At 72.9% G+C, this 20787-nt stretch carries 20 protein-coding genes; 13 read left to right on the plus strand and 7 right to left on the minus strand.

Annotation, left to right across the window (positions count from 1 at the left end):
* Positions 1-131: 131 nt before the first annotated feature.
* From ACFWUZ_RS31720 to ACFWUZ_RS31730, 3 genes are read left to right on the plus strand one after another with little or no spacing between them, the layout of a single operon-like run.
* The gene (locus ACFWUZ_RS31720) at positions 132-1412 is read left to right on the plus strand and encodes an alanine racemase (protein ID WP_384380657.1); all 1281 of its coding nucleotides are present in this window, start codon (positions 132-134) and stop codon (positions 1410-1412) included.
* 9 nt (positions 1413-1421) lie between these two features.
* Positions 1422-3002, plus strand: coding sequence for an amidohydrolase family protein (locus ACFWUZ_RS31725; RefSeq protein WP_384380660.1), 1581 nt, complete (start codon positions 1422-1424; stop codon positions 3000-3002).
* A 16-nt stretch (positions 3003-3018) separates the two neighbouring features.
* Complete coding sequence (locus ACFWUZ_RS31730) at positions 3019-4038, plus strand: YdcF family protein (RefSeq protein ID WP_384380663.1); 1020 nt, start codon at positions 3019-3021, stop codon at positions 4036-4038.
* 153 nt (positions 4039-4191) lie between these two features.
* Here the strand turns inward: ACFWUZ_RS31730 and ACFWUZ_RS31735 are convergent, their stop codons facing one another.
* Entirely contained in the window at positions 4192-5535 is a 1344-nt protein-coding gene (locus ACFWUZ_RS31735) for a carbohydrate-binding protein (RefSeq protein WP_384380666.1), read from the minus strand.
* Between the two features lie 192 nt (positions 5536-5727).
* Here ACFWUZ_RS31735 and ACFWUZ_RS31740 point away from each other — a divergent pair, with 192 nt between their 5' ends.
* Positions 5728-5913, plus strand: a complete 186-nt coding sequence (locus ACFWUZ_RS31740) for a hypothetical protein (RefSeq protein ID WP_362047664.1) — start codon at positions 5728-5730, stop codon at positions 5911-5913.
* Between the two features lie 112 nt (positions 5914-6025).
* Here the strand turns inward: ACFWUZ_RS31740 and ACFWUZ_RS31745 are convergent, their stop codons facing one another.
* Entirely contained in the window at positions 6026-7006 is a 981-nt protein-coding gene (locus tag ACFWUZ_RS31745; protein WP_384380671.1) for a LysR family transcriptional regulator, read from the minus strand.
* Between the two features lie 107 nt (positions 7007-7113).
* Here ACFWUZ_RS31745 and ACFWUZ_RS31750 point away from each other — a divergent pair, with 107 nt between their 5' ends.
* Together ACFWUZ_RS31750 and ACFWUZ_RS31755 are read left to right on the plus strand one after the other, a co-directional pair.
* Positions 7114-7578 carry a nitroreductase/quinone reductase family protein gene (locus ACFWUZ_RS31750; protein WP_384380674.1) on the plus strand — a complete coding sequence of 155 codons (465 nt, stop codon included), beginning with the start codon at positions 7114-7116 and terminating at the stop codon, positions 7576-7578.
* Between the two features lie 120 nt (positions 7579-7698).
* Positions 7699-8202 (plus strand): FBP domain-containing protein, encoded by a 504-nt coding sequence (locus tag ACFWUZ_RS31755; RefSeq protein WP_384380677.1) that lies wholly within the window; start codon positions 7699-7701, stop codon positions 8200-8202.
* Positions 8203-8408: 206 nt separating this feature from the next.
* Here the strand turns inward: ACFWUZ_RS31755 and ACFWUZ_RS31760 are convergent, their stop codons facing one another.
* From ACFWUZ_RS31760 to ACFWUZ_RS31770, 3 genes are all read right to left on the minus strand, one after another.
* Positions 8409-8897 (minus strand): macro domain-containing protein, encoded by a 489-nt coding sequence (locus tag ACFWUZ_RS31760; protein WP_384380680.1) that lies wholly within the window; start codon positions 8895-8897, stop codon positions 8409-8411.
* A 1363-nt stretch (positions 8898-10260) separates the two neighbouring features.
* Complete coding sequence (locus tag ACFWUZ_RS31765) at positions 10261-10473, minus strand: hypothetical protein (protein ID WP_384380683.1); 213 nt, start codon at positions 10471-10473, stop codon at positions 10261-10263.
* Positions 10474-10507: 34 nt separating this feature from the next.
* A complete protein-coding gene (locus tag ACFWUZ_RS31770; protein WP_384380686.1) occupies positions 10508-10645 on the minus strand; it encodes a hypothetical protein in 138 nt (45 codons plus the stop codon).
* A 303-nt stretch (positions 10646-10948) separates the two neighbouring features.
* Between ACFWUZ_RS31770 and ACFWUZ_RS31775 the strand changes: the two genes are divergently transcribed.
* Both ACFWUZ_RS31775 and ACFWUZ_RS31780 read left to right on the plus strand, forming a co-directional pair.
* Entirely contained in the window at positions 10949-12160 is a 1212-nt protein-coding gene (locus ACFWUZ_RS31775; RefSeq protein WP_384380689.1) for a pyridoxal phosphate-dependent aminotransferase, read from the plus strand.
* Between the two features lie 158 nt (positions 12161-12318).
* On the plus strand, positions 12319-12708 hold the full coding sequence (locus ACFWUZ_RS31780) for a hypothetical protein (RefSeq protein ID WP_384380692.1): 390 nt from the start codon (positions 12319-12321) through the stop codon (positions 12706-12708).
* Positions 12709-12783: 75 nt separating this feature from the next.
* Here the strand turns inward: ACFWUZ_RS31780 and ACFWUZ_RS31785 are convergent, their stop codons facing one another.
* The gene (locus ACFWUZ_RS31785; RefSeq protein WP_384380695.1) at positions 12784-13206 is read right to left on the minus strand and encodes a hypothetical protein; all 423 of its coding nucleotides are present in this window, start codon (positions 13204-13206) and stop codon (positions 12784-12786) included.
* Between the two features lie 144 nt (positions 13207-13350).
* Between ACFWUZ_RS31785 and ACFWUZ_RS31790 the strand changes: the two genes are divergently transcribed.
* The 4 genes from ACFWUZ_RS31790 to ACFWUZ_RS31805 are packed head-to-tail and all read left to right on the plus strand — an operon-like array spanning position 13351 to position 17897.
* Positions 13351-14442 (plus strand): hypothetical protein, encoded by a 1092-nt coding sequence (locus ACFWUZ_RS31790; protein WP_384380698.1) that lies wholly within the window; start codon positions 13351-13353, stop codon positions 14440-14442.
* A complete protein-coding gene (locus tag ACFWUZ_RS31795) occupies positions 14439-15665 on the plus strand; it encodes a toxic anion resistance protein (protein WP_384380701.1) in 1227 nt (408 codons plus the stop codon). Before ACFWUZ_RS31790 ends, ACFWUZ_RS31795 begins: the two co-directional genes overlap by 4 nt.
* Positions 15662-17299, plus strand: a complete 1638-nt coding sequence (locus ACFWUZ_RS31800) for a substrate-binding domain-containing protein (RefSeq protein WP_384380704.1) — start codon at positions 15662-15664, stop codon at positions 17297-17299. Before ACFWUZ_RS31795 ends, ACFWUZ_RS31800 begins: the two co-directional genes overlap by 4 nt.
* Positions 17286-17897 (plus strand): hypothetical protein, encoded by a 612-nt coding sequence (locus tag ACFWUZ_RS31805; protein WP_384380707.1) that lies wholly within the window; start codon positions 17286-17288, stop codon positions 17895-17897. Before ACFWUZ_RS31800 ends, ACFWUZ_RS31805 begins: the two co-directional genes overlap by 14 nt.
* 113 nt (positions 17898-18010) lie before the next feature.
* On the opposite strand, the gene ACFWUZ_RS31810 is transcribed toward ACFWUZ_RS31805, so the two are convergent.
* Positions 18011-19846 carry a phosphoenolpyruvate carboxykinase (GTP) gene (locus ACFWUZ_RS31810; RefSeq protein WP_384380710.1) on the minus strand — a complete coding sequence of 612 codons (1836 nt, stop codon included), beginning with the start codon at positions 19844-19846 and terminating at the stop codon, positions 18011-18013.
* 211 nt (positions 19847-20057) lie between these two features.
* Between ACFWUZ_RS31810 and ACFWUZ_RS31815 the strand changes: the two genes are divergently transcribed.
* The gene (locus ACFWUZ_RS31815; RefSeq protein WP_384380713.1) at positions 20058-20780 is read left to right on the plus strand and encodes a hemolysin III family protein; all 723 of its coding nucleotides are present in this window, start codon (positions 20058-20060) and stop codon (positions 20778-20780) included.
* Positions 20781-20787: the final 7 nt, after the last annotated feature.

Raw genomic sequence — 20787 nt, forward strand, 5'->3', positions numbered from 1 at the left:
CCGGCCCCTGGGCTCCGCCCCGGACGGCCGCGCGTTGACCCGCCGTCACCCGGGATGTTAGACAGCGGGGAGCGGCACACGCAACGCCCGTTGCGGTCCACGCAACGCATATCCCGGGAGGGCAGCACCACATGGCCAGCGACCCCGTCAAGGACCTCGCCGACGAACCGGTCGACCACCGGTTCAAGGGCCTGCCCCCGGACGCCCAGACCCACGGCCTCACCGTCGGGCAGCTCGCCGCCCAGCGCCGCGACCTGTTCGACGGCGGCTTCACCACCCCCGTCCTGACCCTCGACGCGGACGCCCTGGAGCACAACCTCACCGCCCTCGGCACCTATGCGGCCCGCCACGACCTGGCCTTCGCCCCGCACGGCAAGACCTGCATGTCCCCCCAGCTCTTCCGCCGCCAGCTGGACCACGGCGCCTGGGGCATCACCGCGGCCGTCCCCCACCAGGCCCGCGTCTACCGCGCCTTCGGCATCCAGCGGATCTTCCTCGCCAACGAACTCGTCGACGCCGCCGCCCTGCACTGGGTCGCCGCCGAACTCGCCGCCGACCCCGGCTTCCGCTTCGTCTGCTACGTCGACTCCGTGCGCGGCGTCCAGCTGATGGACCGCGCCCTGCGGGGCCGCCCGGCCGTCGTCGACGTCGTCGTCGAGCTCGGCGCCGGCGACGGCGCCCGCACCGGCGCCCGCACCGAGGAGGACTGCCGCGCCGTCGCCGACGCCGTCGCGGCCACCGACACCCTGCGCCTCGTCGGTGTCGCCGGATACGAGGCCGAGGTGCCGGACGCCGGCCCGGACCGCGTCCACGCCTACCTGCGCCGCCTCACCGGCCTCGCCGTCGAGTTCGACGAGGCCGGGCGGTTCTCCCCCGACCTGGAGGAGATCGTCGTCAGCGCGGGCGGCTCCGCCTGGTTCGACACCGTCGCCGAAGTCTTCGCCGGGCTCCCGGAACTGTCCCGCCCCGTCCTGCGGCTGCTGCGCTCCGGCGCGTACGTCTCCCACGACCACGGCTGGTACACCCGGCTCACCCCCTTCAACCGGCACCCCGAAGAGGGTGGCCTGCGGCCCGCCTTCCGCCTGTGGACCCAGGTCGTCTCGCGCCCCTCCCCCACCCAGGCCTTCGTCAACGCCGGCAAGCGCGACATCGCCTACGACCTGGGCCTGCCGGAGGCCGAACTGGTCCGTGACGCACTCGACGGGACCGAGCGGCCCGCCACCGGCATCCGCGTCGTCAAACTGTCCGACCAGCACGCCTGGCTGGAGACCGACTCCGCCGACGGCGTCCAGGTCGGCGACTGGGTGGCGCTCGGCATGTCCCACCCGTGCACGATCTTCGAGAAGTGGCCGCTGATCCCGGTCGTCGAGGGCGACGGCACGGTCACCGACTACGTGCGCACCTTCTTCTAGGCCGCGGCCGTGGACCTGGTCATCCGCGGTGCCCGTGTCGTCGACGGCACGGGCGGGCCCTCGTACACGGCCGACGTCGCCGTGCACGAGGGCCGGATCGCCGCCGTCGGCAGGATCCCCGGCGGAGGCCGCCGCACCCTGGACGCGCACGGCCTCGCCCTCGCCCCCGGCTTCACCGACATGCACGCCCACAGCGACCTCGCCCTGCTCCGCGACCCGGACCACAGCGCCAAGGCCGCCCAGGGCGTCACCCTCGAAGTGCTGGGCCAGGACGGCCTGTCGTACGCGCCCGTCGACGACCGGACCCTCGGCGAGGTACGGGCCGCCGTCGCGGGCTGGAACGGACCGGGCGACGACATCGACTTCGACTGGCGCACGGTCGGCGAGTACCTGGACCGGCTGGACCGCGCCCACGGCGGCCGGGGCTGCGCCGTCAACGCCGCGTACCTCGTGCCCCAGGGCACGGTCCGCGCGTACGCCCTCGGCTGGGAGGACCGGCCCGCGACCCCGGCCGAACTGGACCGGATGCGCCAGCTCGTCGCCGACGGGCTCGCCCAGGGCGCCGTCGGCATGTCCTCCGGGCTCACCTACACCCCCGGCATGTACGCCTCCGGCACCGAACTGACCGAGCTGTGCCGGGTGGTGGCCCGGTACGGCGGCTACTACTGCCCGCACCAGCGCTCGTACGGCCACGGCGCGCTGGCCGCCTACGCCGAGATGGTCGACCTGACCCGGGAGGCAGGCTGCGCCCTGCACCTGGCGCACGCCACCATGAACTTCGGCGAGAACGCGGGCCGTGCCCCCGAGCTGCTGGCCCTGCTCGACGGGGCCCTGGCCGCGGGAGCCGACATCACCCTCGACAGCTACCCGTACACCCCCGGCTGCACCACCCTCGCCGCGCTGCTGCCCAGCTGGGCCGGCGAGGGCGGCCCGGAAGCGGTCCTGGCCCGGCTGCGCGACGGCGCCCAGGCCGAGCGGATCCGCCACGCGCTGGAGGTCGAGGGCGCGGACGGCTGCCACGGCGTGCCCGTCGACTGGTCGACGATCGAGATCTCCGGCGTCACCGACCCCGCCTTCGCACCCCTGGTCGGCACCCGGCTGGACGGCTGGGACACCGCCCGGCGGCTCCTGCTCGGCGACCGGCTCCGCCCCACCGTCCTCCAGCACGTGGGCGACGAGGAGAACGTCCGGACGATCATGCGCCATCCCGTCCACACCGGCGGCTCCGACGGCATCCTGCAGGGCGCGAAGCCGCACCCGCGGGCCCACGGCACCTTCCCGCACTACCTCGGCCACTACGTGCGCGAACTCGGCGTGCTCACCCTGGAGGAGTGCGTCGCCCACCTGGCGGGCCGCCCGGCCGCGCGGCTGCGCCTGACCGACCGGGGGCTCGTCCGCGAGGGCCTGCGCGCCGACCTCGTCCTCTTCGACCCCGGCACCGTCGCGGCCGGATCCACCTACGAGCAGCCGCGCGCGCTGCCCACCGGTATCCCGCACGTCCTGGTCGACGGACGGTTCGTCATCCGCGACGGGCGCCGTACCGACGTCCTCGCCGGGCGTTCCGTGCGCCGGACGCTGCTCCCCGGCTGACACCTACGATGGCGCCATGGTCGTCTTCGCCTTCGCCGCGCTGCTGTTCCTCGCCTTCTGCATAAGCGCGCGGAAGGACCGCCGCCGATTCCGCAACGCCGTACTCCTCGGACTGACCTGCGTGGCCGTCTCCTTCGCCCTGCTCCTCCAGGCCGCCGCACTGCCGGGCTGGCTGGCGATCGCCGTCCTGCTGGCCGTCTTCTCGGTGCCCACGCTCGGCCTCGTGGCCGCGGGGGTGTTCCTCGTCGCCAACGGCATGACCATGGTCCGCAAGGAAGGCACGCGCCTGCCCAACCTGCTGTCGCTGCTCGCCGGCCTCGGGATCTTCGCGATGATCGCGCTGCTGGTCTTCGTCGGCGTCTCCGACTCCGCGGTCCTCACCGGGACCGTCGCCACCCTCGCCCTGGTCGTCGCCTACGTGTCCTTCGTGTTCCTGTCCTTCGCCGGGTACGCCTTCCTCTACGGCCGCATCAAGGTGCGCGGCGACGTCGACCACGTGGTGATGCTCGGTTCCGGCCTGATCGGCGGGGACCGGGTGCCGCCGCTGCTGGCCTCGCGGCTGCGCAAGGGGCAGCAGATCCACGACGCCCAGATCGCGCGGGGCGGGCGGCCGCCGGTGCTGCTGGTGTCGGGGGGCAAGGGCTCGGACGAGCGGGTCTCCGAGGCCCGCGCGATGGCGGACTGGCTGGTCGCGCAGGGCGCGCCGGCCGCGCACGTGCGCTTGGAGGACCGTTCCCGCACGACCGAGGAGAACATGCTGTTCAGCCGGGAGATCATGGAGGCGGACCTCCCCGGTTACCGGTGCGTGGTGGTCACCAACAACTTCCACGCCTTCCGGGCGGCGATGATGGCCGGCAAGACCGGGGTCAACGGGCAGGTCGTGGGGGCCCCGACGGCCCGCTACTTCCTGCCGACCGCCACGCTGCGCGAGTTCGTCGCGGTCTTCTGGGAGCACCGCCGGGTGAACCTGGCCATCTGCGGGGCGCTGGTCGCCGTCGGCGCGCTGGCCTCGGTGGCGGCGGCACTGAGCGCCTGACCCGACGGGCCCGACCCCGCGGCAGGGCGGGCGGGGGCGGGACGCGGGGGCGCCGCGGCGCCCCCCTCGGCAGCCGCGGCACCCCCTGTCCCGGCCTGACCTGGCCCGGACCCGGGCCGGACCCGGGCCTGGACCTGGGCCCCGGCGAGACCCTCAGAGGCGGTGCCAGAGCGCCGGGACGTTCGGCGGCTGCCAGCCCGGCTGGGCCTGGTGGCCCTGGAGGCAGCGGTAGGAAGCGCCCCCGTAGGTGACCGTGGCGCCGGTCGCGTAGACCGTGCCCGCCTTCCAGGTGCCGCCCGGCTCGGGCTCGCCGGGGCCGGGGCCCGGGTCGCTGCCGCTGACCTTGAGGGTCAGCCCGTACGCCGACAGGATCGGGTTCAGCGGCTGGAAGAAGGTGGTGCCGCCGCTGGAGCAGTTGCCCGAGCCGCCGGAGGTCACGCCCTGGGCCTGGCTGCCGGAGATGTACGAGCCGCCGGAGTCGCCGGGCTCGGCGCAGACCGTCGTACGGGTCACGCCGGAGATGGTGCCCTCGGGGTAGGTGACGCTGGTGTTGTGCTGCTGGATCGTCCCGCAGTGCCAGCCGGTGGTCGAGCCGGAGCGGCACACCGAGGCCCCGACGGGCTGCAGGACCGAGCCCGTGACCTGCACGTTCGTCCCGCCGCTGCCTTTCACGAAGGGGGTCGCGGCCCACTGGGCGTTCGTCGCCACCCAGGCCATGTCGTTGCCGGGGAAGACCGAGGCCTGGAAGGACCCCTGCGCGACCTGGTTGAAGCCGCTGGTCGTGGTCCCGGCGCGGCCGCAGTGCCCGGCGGTGGCGAAGCCCTGGGTGGTGCCCCTGGTGACGGGGAAGCCCACCGAGCAACGGCCGCTGCCGTTCATGTAGTACGCGTCCCCGCCGCGCAGGTCGTACAGCGGGCGCGGGCTCTGCTGCGTACGGACCACCGTGACCAGGCCCGGATCGGTCCCCGTGGCGGCGAGGAGCCCGGCGGCGGCCCCGGCTTCGGCCTCCTCCACGACCAGGGTGTTGGAGCGCGGGTCGGCGTACCGGACCGGGGTCGCGGCGGTGGCCGCCCGGTCCAGGGCGGCCCTGGCGGCGTCCAGGTCGGCCAGGCTGCGGGTGACCACGGCCGCCCGGGCCCCGGCGGCCCGTATCGCCGTGGCGTCGGCGGCCCGGGTCGTGGCCACGGTGAGGCTGCCGGCGTCGGCCCCCTCCACCCAGGCCCCGGCGAAGGCTGCGCCGAGCCGCACCTGGAGCCGGGCCGCGGTGGCCCCCGCCTCGGCCTCGTGGGCGAGGCGGGCCCGGGCCTGCGTGGGGGTCAGGCCGAGGTCGCGCTGCATGGCGGCGAGCAGCTCGGGCGGGGCGTCGGCCGTCCGCAGGGCGGCCGACGCCGAGGGGGTGGCCGGGCCGGGGTCGGCGGTGGCGCCGCCGGTGCCGGCCAGCAGCAGCCCGGCGGCGGCCAGGGCGGTACACGCCGCGCGGGCGTGTCGCTTGAGCATGGGGGATCTCCTCGGTTTCCGGTGGGGGTGGGGCGGGAGGTATGCGGAAACCGTAGAAATCCGAACCGGTGCGCGGGAGCTGCCAATTGGCCCCTCCCCCGGCGGTATGGCCGCCGCGGGCGCCCGGCCGAGGTGCGTTCATGGGGCTGCCGCCGGAGTATGGGGGCCAGGGGGCACTGGAGGAGGTACGCGATGGACAGTGAATCGGACCAGCAGCCGACACGGTCGGACCGGCTCTTCACGGGCGGGGAACGACCGTACGACCCCGAGGACCTCGTGATGGCGACCGGCCACGACCCGACTCCGGAGCGGGTCGAGAAGGCCCGCAAGCTGATCGAGAAGGAGGGCCCGCAGGTCATCGAGCGCTACCTGCCGTAGCGCCGGCACGGATGCTGCTGCCGGGCCCGCCCCCACGCACGGGGGCGGGCCCGTACTGCTGCCGGGACCCGGCAGCCGCCCGGTCGGCAGGCGGGCCGCCAGGGCGCCCCCGTCAGCCGGGCCCGGCAGGCCACCCCTGGGCGGTGACCGGCCGACCGGGCGCACGGCCCCGGCCGAGGCCGCCGGCCGACCGGGCCAGGGCCTCGGCGTGCGCGGCCCTGGCCCGGTCCAGTACCGCCGGCGCCCGGGAGGCGGCACGGGCCGCGGGGTGCCAGCCCAGCAGGTGCCGCCACACCAGCGGGGCCCCGGCGAGCGGCAGGGTGACCACCCCCGGCGTGACCGGGAAGGTGGCCCGGCACAGCCCGACGGCCCGCCCGACCTGCACCAGGTGCACGCAGGAGGCCGTGTCCGCCTCGTACACGCAGGCGGGCGTGAACCCGGCCCGCACGCAGGCCGCCGCGAAACAGTCCCCGAAGCACCCGTCCCCCGGTACGTCCGCCCATGCCTCCGCGGCCAGCTCGGCGAGCTCCACCTCCCGCCGCGGGGCGAGGGCCAGCGGATGCCCCTCGGCCAGCATCACGTGGACCGGGTCCCGCGCCACCTCCATCCAGGCGAGGCGCCCGGGCTCCGGCGGCGGGCTCTCCCCGCACACCCCCACCAGGGCGAAGTCCAGCCGCCCGGCGGCGACGCTCCCGGCGATCTCCGTCTCGGACCAGGACGTGTACGTGGTCACGGGCACGCCGGGCTCCTCCCCGGCGAGCCGGTCCACGAGCCCGCCGAGCAGGGGTCCGTGCGTCCCCCCGAGCCGGTACCCCGCCGCCCCCTGCCGGGCGAACCGCTGGGCCTCCTCCTGGAGCTCGCACACCGCGGGCAGCACCACGCGGGCCCGGTCCAGCACCAGCTCCCCGAGCGCGGTGGCCCGTACGCCCTCCCGCCCGCGCACGAACAGTGCGGCACCCAACCCCCGCTCGATCCGCTTCAGTTGGGCGCTGAGCGCGGGCTGTGCGAGCCCGAGCGCGGTCGCCGCCCGGGTCAGGCTCCCGGCGTCGGCGACGGCCCTGATGATCTTGAGGTGCCTCAGCTCCAGGTCCATACGAGGAGCTTGGTCCAGACCAGCGCGACTGCGCTACGGCCCGACCGCATCCAGAATCGGTGAAGGCTCGTTATCGGCCAGGGGGCCACGACCCAAAGGACAGGTGAATGCACGCACTCGACGTCGACTGGGACCACCCCGTGGACCCGGCCCCGGGCCCACAGCTCGACCACGTCCGCGCCTACGTGACCAGCGCGGGCACCGACGGCCACCTGTGGCACGGGGTCCCCACCCTCCTGCTCACCACCGTCGACCGCCACACCGGCCGCACCACCCGCACCCCGCTGATCTACGCCACGGACGGGGACCGCCACATCGTCGTGGCCGCCGGCAAGGGGGCAGCCGGGCATCCCGCCTGGTACCGCAACCTCACCGCCCACCCCGAGGTCCGCCTCCAGGTCGGCCCGGCCACCCTCAAGGCCACCGCCCGCACGGGCGGCCCCACGGACCACGAGGTCTACTGGGAGATGATGACCGCCCTGTGGCCCCCGTACGAGGACGCCCGGACGGCCGCCCGCCCCCGCGAGATCCCCCTGGTGATCCTGGAACCCCTTCCGGACGGGGCGCAGTAACCTTCCCTCACCTGCCCGCCTCGCGAGGCGCGCGCCCCCTGTCGGCGTGCCCGCGGGCGGGCCCGGAGCGCGCCGATATCCGGATGCGGGCAGGTCGGGGCACCCGTAGGGTCGATGCCCGTGGAACCACTCACCGAGAAACAGATCCGCTCGTCGTTCGTGAACTGCACCAAGGGCGAGGCCGCACGACTGCGGCTCCCGCTCGACTTCGCCGAACTCCCCTGGGACGACCTGGACTTCCTCGGCTGGGTCGACCCGGGCGCACCGCTGCGCGCCCACCTCGTGCTGCCCGCGGCGCAGGGCCCGCTGGGGATCTCCCTGCGCGTGCCGTCCGTGAACCGCACCAGCGCGCTCAAGTCCAGCCTGTGCCAGATCTGCCTGACCGGCCACGCCTCGTCGGGGGTCACCCTGCTCGCGGCACCCCTGGCCGGCGCCCGGGGCCGCGAGGGCAACACCGTCGGCATCTACGTCTGCGCGGACCTCGCCTGCCCCCTGTACGTACGCGGCAAGCGGCAGCCGAAGCTGCGCACCGCGCGGTACGAGGAGTCCCTCACCCTGGACGAGCGCCTGGCCCGGATGTCGGACAACCTGGACTCCTTCGCGGCCCGGGTCACCGCGGCCTGAGTCCTCCGGGGGGGGCGCGGCGAGCAGCTGCCGGGCCTCCGCCACGAGCCTCAGCGCGGGGGCTCCGAAGGAGCCTCGTACGAAACCCTGCTCGGCCCGCTGCCGCTCCGTCAGCACGTCACGGTGGCTGGCGGCGAAGAGCTCGGCCATGCCCACCACGTCGGCCTCGGTGGCGTACCGGTAGTCCATACCGCGATCGCCCCACCTCACCCCCGGTCGTAGACGGTCACCTGCACCCCGCGGGCCCCCAGCGTGTCGACGATCAGCGGCTCGACCCGGGACCAGCTGCCCCCGGCGAGCCCGCACCCGATCCGGGGCATGTGCACGGAGGCACCCAGTTCCAGCGCGTGCCCGGCCAACGCGTCGAGGCAACGCCGCAAGGCGTCGTACCGGATCGGCGGCCCGCCGCTCCCGGTGCGCATGCCGCGCTGACCGACCATGTTGGCCACCCACACATCGGGCTGCACCCGCACCACCTGCACGGCACCCAGCCCGAAGTCGTTCCCGCTGCGCCCCCGGTGCCAGGCCCGGTACGCGGCCTCCGGCTCGGGCCACCGCTTCGAGACGGCCAGCACGAACCCCTTCCCCCACCCCCCGAGGTCGTTGCAGACATGGGCGATGATCTTGGGCCCCTTGGCCTGAGGGCTGGTCGCATCCCCGGCAACGACCCTCAACCCCTCCCCACCCGCTCCCACCCGAACTCCTTCCCCACCCTGAACACCACACCAGTCGAGGTCCAGCCTAGGCGAGAGGGGTGACAGGGGGGGGTGGGCGTTGAGGGGTCGGGGTTGGGCTTCGGGGGCCTGTTGCCCCTTCTCGGGATCAGGGAGGGTTTGGGGGTTTCCCGCCAGTCCTATCGTCTCTCCGCGTCGGGACGGCCCCTCAAGGGCGCTCACTGCGTTCGCGTCGCTTCGCGATGGCCTTCGGCCCCCCCTTGACCGCCCGCCCCGCCACGGAAAGACAGGACCGACGGGAACCCCCCAAAAAGACGCTCACCGGGGACCGGACAGAGGAGCGGGGCGGCCAGCGTTCCAGGGCCTGACCTCCAGTGGCCCTGCCGGAGCCAGACCTCGACCAGACCATCAGCAGGATCGGGCAGCGCATCAACGCCGCACACACCCTTCTCGCCTCAGCGTCTGCGACCCGCCTGGAGCTGGACATAAGCCGCCAACGGTCTGGTGGGCACCGCACGTTGCTTGACGTCTGCGACCCGCCCGGGGTTGGACATAAGCCGCCACCGGTCCGGTGGGCACGGCACGTTGCTTGGCGTCTGCGACCCGCCTGGAGCTGGACATAAGCCGCCACCAGTCCGGTGGGCACCGCACGTTGCTTGGCGTCCGCGACCCGTCCGGAGCTGGACATAAGCCGCCACCAGTCCGGTGGGCACGGCACGTTGCTCGGCGTCTGCGACCCGTCCGGGGTAGAGATGTGACGTCTTGCCGGAGTGAGGGACCGAAAAATCCGGCATCAGACTCCGTCAGCCCCCTTCCCGCGCCCTGACGGTCGCAGGGGCCCCCGGCCCACACACATGCATACGCACATACGCGCATACGCGCGCACAGCCGTGTCGCTGACGCCTGGCGACGTGCCCCGCCCACCGGAGCGTTGGCGGCCTATGTCCAACCCCGGGCGGGTCGCTGACGCCGGGCGACGTGCGGTGCCTACCGGAGTGGTGGCGGCTTATGTCCAACCCGCAGACGGCTCGCAGACGCTGAGCAATGAAGTGGTGGGTGGGGAGTGGACGCGCTCCCCGATCCTGCCGACGAGTCGGTCGAGGTCTGGCTCCGGCAAGGTCCCTGGAGGCCAGGCCCTGGAACGCTGACCACCCCGCATAGGCATCGGTCCCCGGTGAGCGTCTTTTTGGGGGGTTCCCGTCGGTCCTGTCTTTCCGTGGCGGGGCGGGCGGTCAAGGGGGGCCGAAGGCCATCGCGAAGCGACGCGACGAAGGAGCGCCCTTGAGGGCCCGCCCCGCCACGGAGAGACGATAGGACTGGCGGGAAACCCCCAAACCCTCCCTGATCCCGCCAAGGGGTAACAGGCCCCCGAAGCCCAACCCCCCTACAGATACTCCCGCGCGAACTCCACCGCCCACTCCACCGCGGCCACCGGGACGCTGCCCGAGTCAGGGTCGATGGCGAGGCGGGCGTGTTCCCAGCCTTCGCCGTGTTCGCGGAAGATCGCGAAGCCGCAGGTCTCGGGGCCGTGCCGGTGCGCCACCAGGAACTCGATCACCCGGTCGTCACCGTCCGTGCCCACCGTCGTGATCGCCATGTCACCCACTGCGAACTCCACTGCCCGCCGCCCTTCAGTAGCCGATCTCCACGGGCCAGCCGCCCAGCCGCCAGCCCCCCAGCTGCCCGGCCACCGACCCCTGGTCCACGGCCCAGCCTCGCCGCCGGCGCGGTCCGCCGCATGAGTGCGCGTACTCACGTGGGGTACTCACGCGGGCTACTGCCCACGAGGTACTCACGGGGTCCTCGCCCGGCGCCCCCAGGCGGGGCGCCAGGCGGCCTGCCGCCGCCCCGCGCACCGCGGAGCCCCCGAGCCCGAGGTGACGAGCGCAACACCCGCCCGTTCGGCGTAGTGCGCGTGCACCCGTTCCGCAGGCCGGAGCGCGGGCGGGCCCGGGATTCCAAGGGTGGATCCGGCCGCCACCCGCCCTTCACGCGAACCAGGACATATCGCACCCCGCATCCCGTCGCGGAATCGCAGGGCGGGTTCGCACCAGGCCCCGTAAGCTCCCGTCATGCAGGTGATCCAGTCAACGAAACTCGCCAATGTCTGTTACGAGATCCGCGGCCCCGTCCTCGAAGAGGCGATGCGGCTCGAAGCAGCAGGTCATCGCATCCTCAAGCTCAACACCGGCAACCCCGCGGCCTTCGGCTTCGAGTGCCCGCCGGAGATCCTTGAGGACATGCTCCGCAACCTGGGCAACGCCCACGGCTACGGGGACGCGAAGGGGCTGCTCTCCGCGCGGCGCGCGGTCATGCAGCACTACCAGACCAAGGGCATCGAGCTGGACGTCGAGGACATCTACCTCGGCAACGGCGTCTCCGAGCTGATCCAGATGTCGATGCAGGCGCTGCTCGACGACGGCGACGAGGTGCTGGTCCCGGCGCCGGACTACCCGCTGTGGACCGCCTCCGTCTCCCTCGCGGGCGGCACGGCCGTGCACTACCGCTGCGACGAGCAGGCCGACTGGATGCCCGACCTCGCGGACATCGAGCGCAAGGTCACCGACCGCACCCGCGCGATCGTGATCATCAACCCGAACAACCCGACCGGCGCCGTCTACGACGACGAGATGCTGCGCGGACTGACGGACATCGCGCGCCGCCACAACCTGGTGGTCTGCTCGGACGAGATCTACGACCGGATCCTGTACGACGGCGCGACCCACACGAACACCGCCGCCATCGCACCGGACCTGCTGACCCTGACCTTCAACGGGCTGTCCAAGAACTACCGCGTCGCCGGGTACCGGGCCGGCTGGATGGCGGTCTGCGGCCCCAAGAAGAACGCCTCGTCGTACATCGAGGGCCTGACGATCCTGGCCAACATGCGCCTGTGCGCGAACATGCCCTCGCAGCACGCGGTCGCCACCGCCCTCGGCGGCCGGCAGTCGATCAACGACCTGGTGCTCCCGGGCGGGCGGCTGCTGGAGCAGCGCGACACGGCGTACGAGCTGCTGACCGCGATCCCCGGCATCACCTGCGTGAAGCCCCGGGGCGCGCTGTACCTCTTCCCGAAGCTCGACCCCTCGGTCTACAAGATCAAGGACGACCGGCAGATGGTCCTGGACCTGCTGCGGGCCGAGAAGATCATGGTGGTCCACGGGACGGGCTTCAACTGGCCCGAGCCCGACCACTTCCGGATCGTGACGCTGCCGAACGCGAAGGACCTGGCGGACGCGGTGACGCGGATCGGCAAGTTCCTCGACGGGTACGGACAGCCGTAGACGCGGCGGCGGGGCCGCGGCCGGAACCCCGGCCGCGGCCCCGCCGGGCGTCCGGCCCGGGTTCCGGCGCAGGCGGGTCGGAGCATTGCCGGATCCGTATCAACTTTAGAACCGATCCAATGTAGGATGGTGCCCTGACCCACGCAGGAGGCCTCCTCATGTACGAGCCGATCCGCACCAAGCCGGTCGTCCACCGCATGGGCGCCGCCGCCGACTACCCGCACAGCAGCCGTGCCGAAGCCCTGGACATGCAGCTCGCCGGGCACCTGGCGGCGCTGCTCGCCGTCACCGACGAGCTCGGGCTCGACGAGGGCGCCGAGGCGATCGCCGCGCAGGTGAAGCGGTTGCGCGGGGCCGAGCCCGCGCGTGCACCGCACCGCGGTGCGGCCGGGGACGCCGTGCTGCACCGGCGTGCGCACGACCTCGCCGGACGCGCGCTCGTCGTGGCCGCCTCCCGTGCCGACACCACCGTCGCGATCCTCGCCGCCGAGCGCATGGACGCGCACGCCGCCGCCCTCGACACCCTCGACCTGGCCGGCGCCCACTGACGGCCCCGGTCCGGGGCCGCGGAGGCTCCGGACCGGGCGCCATGCTCCTCCGCCCGCCGCGCGGCCCCGTCCGGACTACGGGGCCGGGGTGAACTCCGCCGAGGCGACACCGCACCAGGGAACCGTCGCGACCGGCCACACCGGGCCGACGGCCTCCCCCGACTCGGTGGCACCCGGGGCCACGCCCGGGATCCTGACCAGGGCCTGAGCGGCCCGCTGGGCCGGGTCGGGCTGCGCCGTTTCGCGGAACTCGACCGTGACCACGTAGGCGCCCGGTCCCTCGGGCCGCCCCGCGGCCGTCACCGCCGCCGCCACCCGACGGCTCCCGGGGTCGATCCGGCACGCGGTGACCCGTACGTCCTCCACCGCGGCCCGCGGCGGCGCCGCGGGCGGATCGCCGCCGCTGGCCCACACGTACAGGCCCAGCGGGGCGAACACCAGCAGTCCGGCCAGCACCACCAGACCGACCAGCCAGCCCTGCCACTTCAATGCGCTCACGCCCATGGCACGATCCTCCCGGGCGGCCGCCCCGCCCACCAGCACCCACGGGCTCACACAGCATTTCGAAGTGGGACGGCCTGGCCACCTGACGTTCATTCAACTCGGCGCGGAATGTGGGTTTCCGCGAGCACGCTGCACCTCGTGAGACGCATCCTGGGAATCATCCTGGGTCTTCTCCTGATCGGCGGCGTGCTCCTCGTCGCCGTCTTCCAGGGGAAGGACTCAGCACCCACGGCAACGAAGACCGTGCGTGGCGTCATCGGCTCGGAGAAGTCCGAATTCTTCCGCGACCCCGATGTCGTCAAGGCCCTTGCGGACAAGGGCTACACCGTGAAGACCGAAACCTCGGGCTCCTGGGCGATGGACCGACTCGCCCTCAAGGAATTCGACTTCGCCTTCCCCGGCAGCAGTGAACCCGCGAAGGAGATCGAGGCCGCGGCAGGCCTCGAGGGCGCCCAGACCACCAGGCCCTTCTTCTCCCCGCTCGTCGTCATCTCCCGCTCGAACGCCGCCCGCGTCCTCGCCGGCAACGGCCTCGTGAGGATGACCGGGGAGAACTCCGGGACCCTCCTCATGGACCCCTTCCTCAAGGCCGCCGGCGAGGACCGCACCTGGCAGCAGCTGTCCGGATCCGCTCCCCATCCCGAGCTGACCGGCACGGTGTTCGTCAAAACCACCGACCCGGCCACCTCCAACTCCGGCGCCCTCTTCCTGGCCGCCACCTCCAACGTCGCGAACGGCAACAGCGTGGTCGCCGACGACACCGGGATCGCCCGCACCGCGCCCCTGCTGCGCAAGCTGATCTCGGTCCAGGGAGCGCTGGAACCCAGCACCGACGACCCCTTCCGGGCCTTCATCAGCGGAAGCGGCGAGCCGCTCGTCCTCGTGTACGAGTCCCAGGTGGCCGCCCTGCTGCTGCAGAAGCAGGAGCCGGGCGACATGGTCGTCCTGTACCCGGACACCACGGTCAACACCGCGCACACCTTCGTCCCGCTCGGCGACCGGGCCCGGGAGCTCGGCTCCTTCCTGGCCACCGACCCGAAGCTGCGCGAACTGGCCCTGCGGCACGGGTTCCGCCCGCAGGACGGCGTGCCCGAATTCACCGCCGCCACCGCCCCGCACGCCGCGTACCTCAACCCGGGACTGACCGGCATCCGCCAGGTCGGCACACCCACCGTCAAGATCCTGATGGCGCTGGCCGAGCGCGCCAAGGGCCAGGGGGACACACCATGACACCGACACCGACACCGACACCGACACCGCCACCCACGCCGTCCGCCGGCGGGGACGACGACCCGCTCGTCCTCACCGCTCCCGAGCCCGTCGCCCCCGTCCGCCGGGAGCAGGCCGCCGGCCTGGTCCCGCTCCAGGACGGCGTCCGCGAGGAGATGGCGCGCCGGGCCGGGGAGTTCGTCGACCGGCTCGCCGGGATCGACAGCCGCTCCCCGGAGTTCGCCCGGCACATCGGTGAGATCACCGGGCTGGGCTCCGCCGACATCCGCGGCGCCGCCCAGCAGTCCAACCGGATGCTGGAGCGGGCCGTGCGCTCCCTCGGCTCCGGTGAGGGCGGCGACGCCCAGGCCCGTGTCGCCGGGTCCCTGGTCGAACTGCGGCGCACCGTCGAGGACCTCGACCCGCGGGACGCTCCCGCCAAGGGGGCCCGCAAGCTGCTCGCAAAGCTGCCGGGCGGCAACCGGCTCCGCGACCACGTGGCGAAGTACGCCTCCTCGCAAGCCACCCTGAACAGGATCGTGGGCTCGCTGCGCGGCGGCCAGGACGAGCTGCGCCGCGACAACGCGGCCCTGCACACCGAGCGCACCCGCCTGTGGGAGACGATGGGCAGGCTCCAGGAGTACGCCGTCCTCACCGAGGCCCTGGACACGGCCGTCGGGCAGCGGATCGCCGAGGCGGAGCGGAGCGACCCACGGGACGCCGACGCGCTGCGCGCCGACGTGCTCTTCCCGGTCCGGCAGAAGCACCAGGACCTGCTGACGCAGCTGGCCGTCTGTGCACAGGGCTACCTGGCGATGGACGTGGTCCGGCGCAGCAACGAGGAGCTGATCAAGGGCGTCGACCGGGCCGCCACCACCACGGTGTCGGCGTTGCGGATCGCCGTCATGCTGGCATCGGCGCTGGACAGCCAGCGCAAGGTGGTCGAGCAGGTCGACGCCCTCAGGGGCACCACGGAGGAGCTGATCCGGGGCAACGCGGAGATGCTGTCCACGCAGAGCGGCGAGATCCAGCGGATCGCGGCCGACCCTGCGGTGGGTGCGGAGACCTTGCGGACGGCCTTCGCGCAGATCTACAAGACGCTCGACGCGATCGACACCTTCAAGGTGCAGGCCACCGAGAACATGGCGGCCACCGTGGAGTCCCTGGCCGGGGAGCTGCAGACCGCGTCGGCGTACCTCGCGCGGACGCGGACCTCCGGTGCGCTGGAAGGCGGTGCGCCGTGAGCCGGGGCCCGGGGGCCCGTCCGCCGGAGGGGCCGAAGGGCGCCCGGCGGGCCCGGAGGGCGGCCTCCGTGCTCGCCGTGCTGGCGGCCACGGCGGCCTGTACCTCCGGGCCGCCCGCCGAGCAGGGCCCGCCGGCGTACGAGGAGGGCACCCTGAGGGTGCTGGCCTCCAGTGAGCTGGCCGATCTGCAGCCCGTACTGGACCGGGCGAAGCAGGCCACCGGTGTCACGGTGCGGCTGACCTGGTCCGGGACCCTGGACGCGGTCGAGCAGGTCGCCTCGGGGAAGGCGGACGGCGCGTACGACGCGATCTGGCTGTCCTCCAACGACTACTTGCGGCTGCGCCCGGAGGCGGCGGGGAAGCTGGCGAACGAGACCCCGCTGATGTCGTCCCCGGTGGCGCTCGGCGTCAGGCCGGAGGCGCTGGCCCGGCTCGGGTGGAAGCCGGAGGAGGTCACCTGGTCGGCGGTCCACGAGGCCGTGGCGGGCGGGCGGCTGACGTACGGGATGACCGATCCGGTGCGCTCCCACTCGGGTTTCTCCGCGCTGGTCTCGGTGGCCTCGGGCCTGTCGGGTGCGCAGTCGGCGCTGACCGACGCGGACGTGAAGGCCGCCTCACCGCGGCTGAAGGAGTTCTTCGCCGGGCAGAAGCTGACCTCGGGTTCCTCGGGCTGGCTCGCGTCGGCGTACGCCCAGCGCGGGGACGTGGACGCGCTGGTGAACTACGAGTCGGTGCTGCTGTCGATGAACCGTGACGCCAAGGCTCCGCTGACGGTGATCCGGCCGCGCGACGGGGTGGTCACCGCGCACTATCCGCTGACCCTGCTGACGTCGGCCCCGGCCGGGGCCCGTGAGTCGGGGCGGGCGCTGACGGAGTACCTGCGCGGCGCGGAGGCGCAGAGGGAGATCACCGGGCAGACCTTCCGCCGTCCGGTGGCGGCCGGGGTGGCTCCGGCGCCGGGGCTGGACCCCGGGAAGCGGCGGGAGCTGCCCTTCCCCGGTTCGCGTCCGGTCGCCGACGGGCTGCTGTCCTCGTACGAGAACGAGCTGCGGCGGCCTTCGCGGACGGTGTACGTGCTGGACACCTCGGGGTCGATGGCCGAGGAGGACCGGATCGGCCGGCTGAAGGCGGCGCTGACCGAGCTGACCGGGAGCGGGAGTTCGGGGACCGGGGAGAGGTTCCGGGACCGCGAGGAGGTGACGCTGCTGTCGTTCGGGTCCAAGGTGAAGAAGGTGCGGACGCACGTCGTCGAGCCGGGCGATCCGGGTCCGGCCCTGGACGCGGTGCGCGCCGATGTGAAGTCGCTGGCGCCGGAGGGGGGTACGGCGGTCTACAGCAGTCTGGAGGCCGCGTACGAGCACCTCGGCAAGGGCGGCACGGACGCGTTCACCTCGATCGTGCTGATGACGGACGGGGAGAACACGGAGGGCGTGGGGGCCGGGCACTTCGGCTCCTTCTACGCCGCGCTGCCCGAGGCGCAGAAGCACACGCCGGTCTTCGCGGTGCTGTTCGGCGACTCGGACCGCGAGGAGCTGACCCGCATCACCGAACTGACCGGCGGGCGGCTCTTCGACGCCACCGGCGGGAACGGTTCGCTGGGCGGAGCCTTCGAGGAGATCCGTGGCTACCAGTAGGGCGGGAAGGATCCTGGGCCGGCTGGAGTCGGGGAAGAACCTGGCCGGTTCGGCCTGCGGTGTGGCCGGGGTGGGCCTGGCCCTGGCGGGGGTGGGCGGGGCGTACTGGCCGGTGGTGGTCGCGGGACTGTACGCGGCGGGTGCGCTGATCGCCCCGCCGGAGCGGGTGCCGCCGCCGCCCTTCGACCCGCGGGAGGAACTCGGTGTGCTGCGGGAGGATTTCGCGCGGCTGCGGGAGTACCTGACCGAGGTGGAGCTGCCGGCCGGGGCGGGGGCCGGGCTGGCGGGCCTGCTGGAGTCGTACGGGGCGCTGCTGGAGCCGGGGTGGGTGGCCGATGTGCTGGCCACCGAGCCGGAGGCGGTGCACGCGGTCTCGCGGGGGGTCCGGCAGGACGTGCCGGAGTGCGTGGACGCGTACCAGCGGACCCGCTGGTGGAACCGGATGGCGCCGGGCGGCGAGTCGCCGGAGCAGCACCTGGAGCGGCAGCTGGTGGTGCTGCGGGAGGAGGCGGACAGCGTAACGGCGGGCCTCCACGAGGTGGAGGCCCGCCGTCAGCAGACGCACACGGCCTACCTGGAGGAGCGCGGACGCTCCTGAGGACGGTCGTGTGCTGCGGTGGGCGCCGCTTGGTCGGGGGCTCCCACAGCGGTGGGCGCCGCTTGGTCGGGGGCTCCCACGTTCAATGGCCCTTCTTCAGGGCGTGTCCTGGCTCAGCCCAGGCGCTCGACCAGGGCGTGGTACTGGTCCCACAGCTCCTTCGGGGTGTGGTCGCCGTAGGTGTTCAGGTGCTCGGGGACCAGGGAGGCCTCGTCGCGCCAGACCTCCTTGTCGACCGTGAGGAGGAAGTCCAGGTCGGCGGCCGGGAGGTCCAGGCCGTCGGTGTCGAGGGAGGCCGCGGTCGGCAGGATGCCGATGGGGGTCTCCACGCCTTCGGCGGTGCCGTCGAGGCGCTCGACGATCCACTTCAGGACGCGGCTGTTCTCGCCGAAGCCGGGCCACACGAACTTGCCCGCGTCGTTCTTGCGGAACCAGTTGACGTAGTAGATCTTCGGGAGCTTGGACTGGTCCTTGCCCTTGGCCACGTCGATCCAGTGGCCCATGTAGTCGCCCATGTTGTAGCCGCAGAACGGCAGCATGGCGAAGGGGTCGCGGCGCAGCTCGCCGACCTTGCCCTCGGCGGCGGCGGTCTTCTCGGAGGCGATGTTCGAGCCGATGAAGACGCCGTGGTTCCAGTCGAAGGACTCGGTGACCAGCGGGACGGCGGAGGCGCGGCGTCCGCCGAAGAGGATCGCGGAGATCGGGACGCCCGCGGGGTCCTCCCACTCGGGGGCGATCGTCGGGCACTGGGAGGCCGGGACGGCGAAGCGGGCGTTGGGGTGGGCGGCCGGGGTGCCGGACTCGGGGGTCCAGTCGTTGCCCTTCCAGTCGACGAGGTGCGCGGGCGCCTCCTCGGTCATGCCCTCCCACCACACGTCGGAGCCGTCCGGGGTGAGGGCGACGTTGGTGAAGACGGTGTTGGCGTACATGGTCTTCATGGCGTTGGCGTTGGTGTGCGCGCCGGTGCCGGGGGCGACGCCGAAGAAGCCGGCCTCGGGGTTGATCGCGTAGAGGCGGCCGTCCTGGCCGAAGCGCATCCAGGCGATGTCGTCGCCGACGGTCTCGACGGTCCAGCCGGGGATCGTGGGCTCCAGCATGGCGAGGTTCGTCTTGCCGCAGGCGGAGGGGAAGGCGGCGGCGATGTACTTCGGGCCGTCGGACACGCCCGCCGGCGGGGTGAGCTTGAGGATCAGCATGTGCTCGGCGAGCCAGCCCTCGTCGCGGGCCATGACGGACGCGATGCGCAGGGCGTAGCACTTCTTGCCGAGGAGGGCGTTTCCGCCGTAGCCGGATCCGTAGGACCAGATCTCGCGGGTCTCGGGGAAGTGGGAGATGTACTTGGTGGTGTTGCAGGGCCACGGGACGTCGGCCTGGCCTTCGGCGAGCGGAGCGCCGAGGGTGTGGACGGCCTTGACGAAGAAGCCGTCGGTGCCGAGTTCGTCCAGGACGGCCTTGCCCATGCGGGTCATGGTGCGCATGGCGACCGCGACGTAGGCGGAGTCGGTGATCTCGACGCCGATCGCGGAGAGCTCGGAGCCGAGGGGGCCCATGCAGAAGGGGACGACGTACATCGTCCGGCCCTTCATGGAGCCGCGGAAGATGCCCTGCTCCCCCGCGAAGATCTCCTTCATCTCGGAAGGAGCCTTCCAGTGGTTCGTGGGGCCCGCGTCCTCTTCCTTCTCGGAGCAGATGAAGGTCCGGTCCTCGACGCGCGCGACGTCGGAGGGGTCGGAGGCGGCGTAGTACGAGTTCGGGCGCTTCGTCTCGTCGAGCTTCTTGAACGTTCCCTTGGCGACGAGCTCCTCGCACAGGCGCTCGTACTCGCTCTCGGAGCCGTCGCACCAGACGACGCGGTCCGGCTGGGTGAGGGCTGCGATCTCGTCGACCCAGGAGATCAGCTCCTGGTGACTCGTCGGGATGGTGGTGGGAGCCGCGTTGTCGCGCGCCACGATTGCTCCTTGTTGAGGGGTGTGTTTGGTGTATGCCCCGTGGGGGCTGCGACCCGGACGCTTCGCGCTCCGCTCATCCGGTGCCGACCGCACTCATCTGATCATCCGGTGCGTGTGCGCATATGTCCAGGGGGCCTCTCACGTGAGCATCGCCACTCGCGTCAATCTTCCGTAAAGAGGACCAACGGAAAGCTACGGGCCCGTAGGTAGCATGTGGGCCATGACTGCTGACGCCGCCGCCGTCCCGGCCTCCGAGTCCTCCCCGGTCGTCGAGGCCGTCGAGGCCGTCGAGTCCGCCCTGGAGGCCAAGCCGCTCCTGCGCGGCTGGCTCCACCTGGGGATGTTCCCCGCCGTGCTCGTGGCCGGTCTCGTCCTGATGGCGTTCACCGACTCGACCCGGGCCCGCGTGGCCTGCGGGGTGTACGTCCTCACGGCGTGCCTGCTCTTCGGTGTGAGCGCGGTCTACCACCGCGGCACCTGGGGCCCGCGCGGCGAGGCCATCCTGCGGCGGCTCGACCACGCCAACATCTTCCTGATCATCGCGGGCACCTACACCCCGCTGACCGTCCTGCTGCTGCCGCCCTCCACCGGGCGGACCCTGCTGTGGGCGGTGTGGATCGCGGCCGCCGCCGGCATCGCGTTCCGCGTCTTCTGGGTCGGTGCCCCGCGCTGGCTCTACACCCCCTGCTACATCGCCATGGGCTGGGCCGCGGTCTTCTTCCTGCCCGATTTCATGCGCACCGGCGGCATCGCCGTCCTGGTCCTGGTGATAGTCGGCGGTCTGCTCTACAGCGTGGGAGGGGTCATCTACGGAATGAAGCGCCCCAACCCCTCGCCCCGCTTCTTCGGCTTCCACGAGGTCTTCCACTCGCTGACGCTCGCGGCCTTCGTCGCGCACTACGTCGGCATCTCGCTCGCCGCCTACCAGCACTGACGTCGCC

This window comes from Streptomyces sp. NPDC058646, assembly GCF_042716875.1.
Taxonomy (GTDB): domain Bacteria; phylum Actinomycetota; class Actinomycetes; order Streptomycetales; family Streptomycetaceae; genus Streptomyces.

Coding starts and splice junctions, on each gene's coding strand:
- ACFWUZ_RS31720 (WP_384380657.1), top strand. CDS start 132: ATGGCCAGCGACCCCGTCAAGGACCTCGCCGACGAACCGGTCGACCAC.
- ACFWUZ_RS31730 (WP_384380663.1), top strand. CDS start 3,019: ATGGTCGTCTTCGCCTTCGCCGCGCTGCTGTTCCTCGCCTTCTGCATA.
- ACFWUZ_RS31735 (WP_384380666.1), bottom strand. CDS start 5,535: ATGCTCAAGCGACACGCCCGCGCGGCGTGTACCGCCCTGGCCGCCGCC.
- ACFWUZ_RS31740 (WP_362047664.1), top strand. CDS start 5,728: ATGGACAGTGAATCGGACCAGCAGCCGACACGGTCGGACCGGCTCTTC.
- ACFWUZ_RS31745 (WP_384380671.1), bottom strand. CDS start 7,006: ATGGACCTGGAGCTGAGGCACCTCAAGATCATCAGGGCCGTCGCCGAC.
- ACFWUZ_RS31750 (WP_384380674.1), top strand. CDS start 7,114: ATGCACGCACTCGACGTCGACTGGGACCACCCCGTGGACCCGGCCCCG.
- ACFWUZ_RS31765 (WP_384380683.1), bottom strand. CDS start 10,473: ATGGCGATCACGACGGTGGGCACGGACGGTGACGACCGGGTGATCGAG.
- ACFWUZ_RS31775 (WP_384380689.1), top strand. CDS start 10,949: ATGCAGGTGATCCAGTCAACGAAACTCGCCAATGTCTGTTACGAGATC.
- ACFWUZ_RS31780 (WP_384380692.1), top strand. CDS start 12,319: ATGTACGAGCCGATCCGCACCAAGCCGGTCGTCCACCGCATGGGCGCC.
- ACFWUZ_RS31795 (WP_384380701.1), top strand. CDS start 14,439: ATGACACCGACACCGACACCGACACCGACACCGCCACCCACGCCGTCC.
- ACFWUZ_RS31815 (WP_384380713.1), top strand. CDS start 20,058: ATGTGGGCCATGACTGCTGACGCCGCCGCCGTCCCGGCCTCCGAGTCC.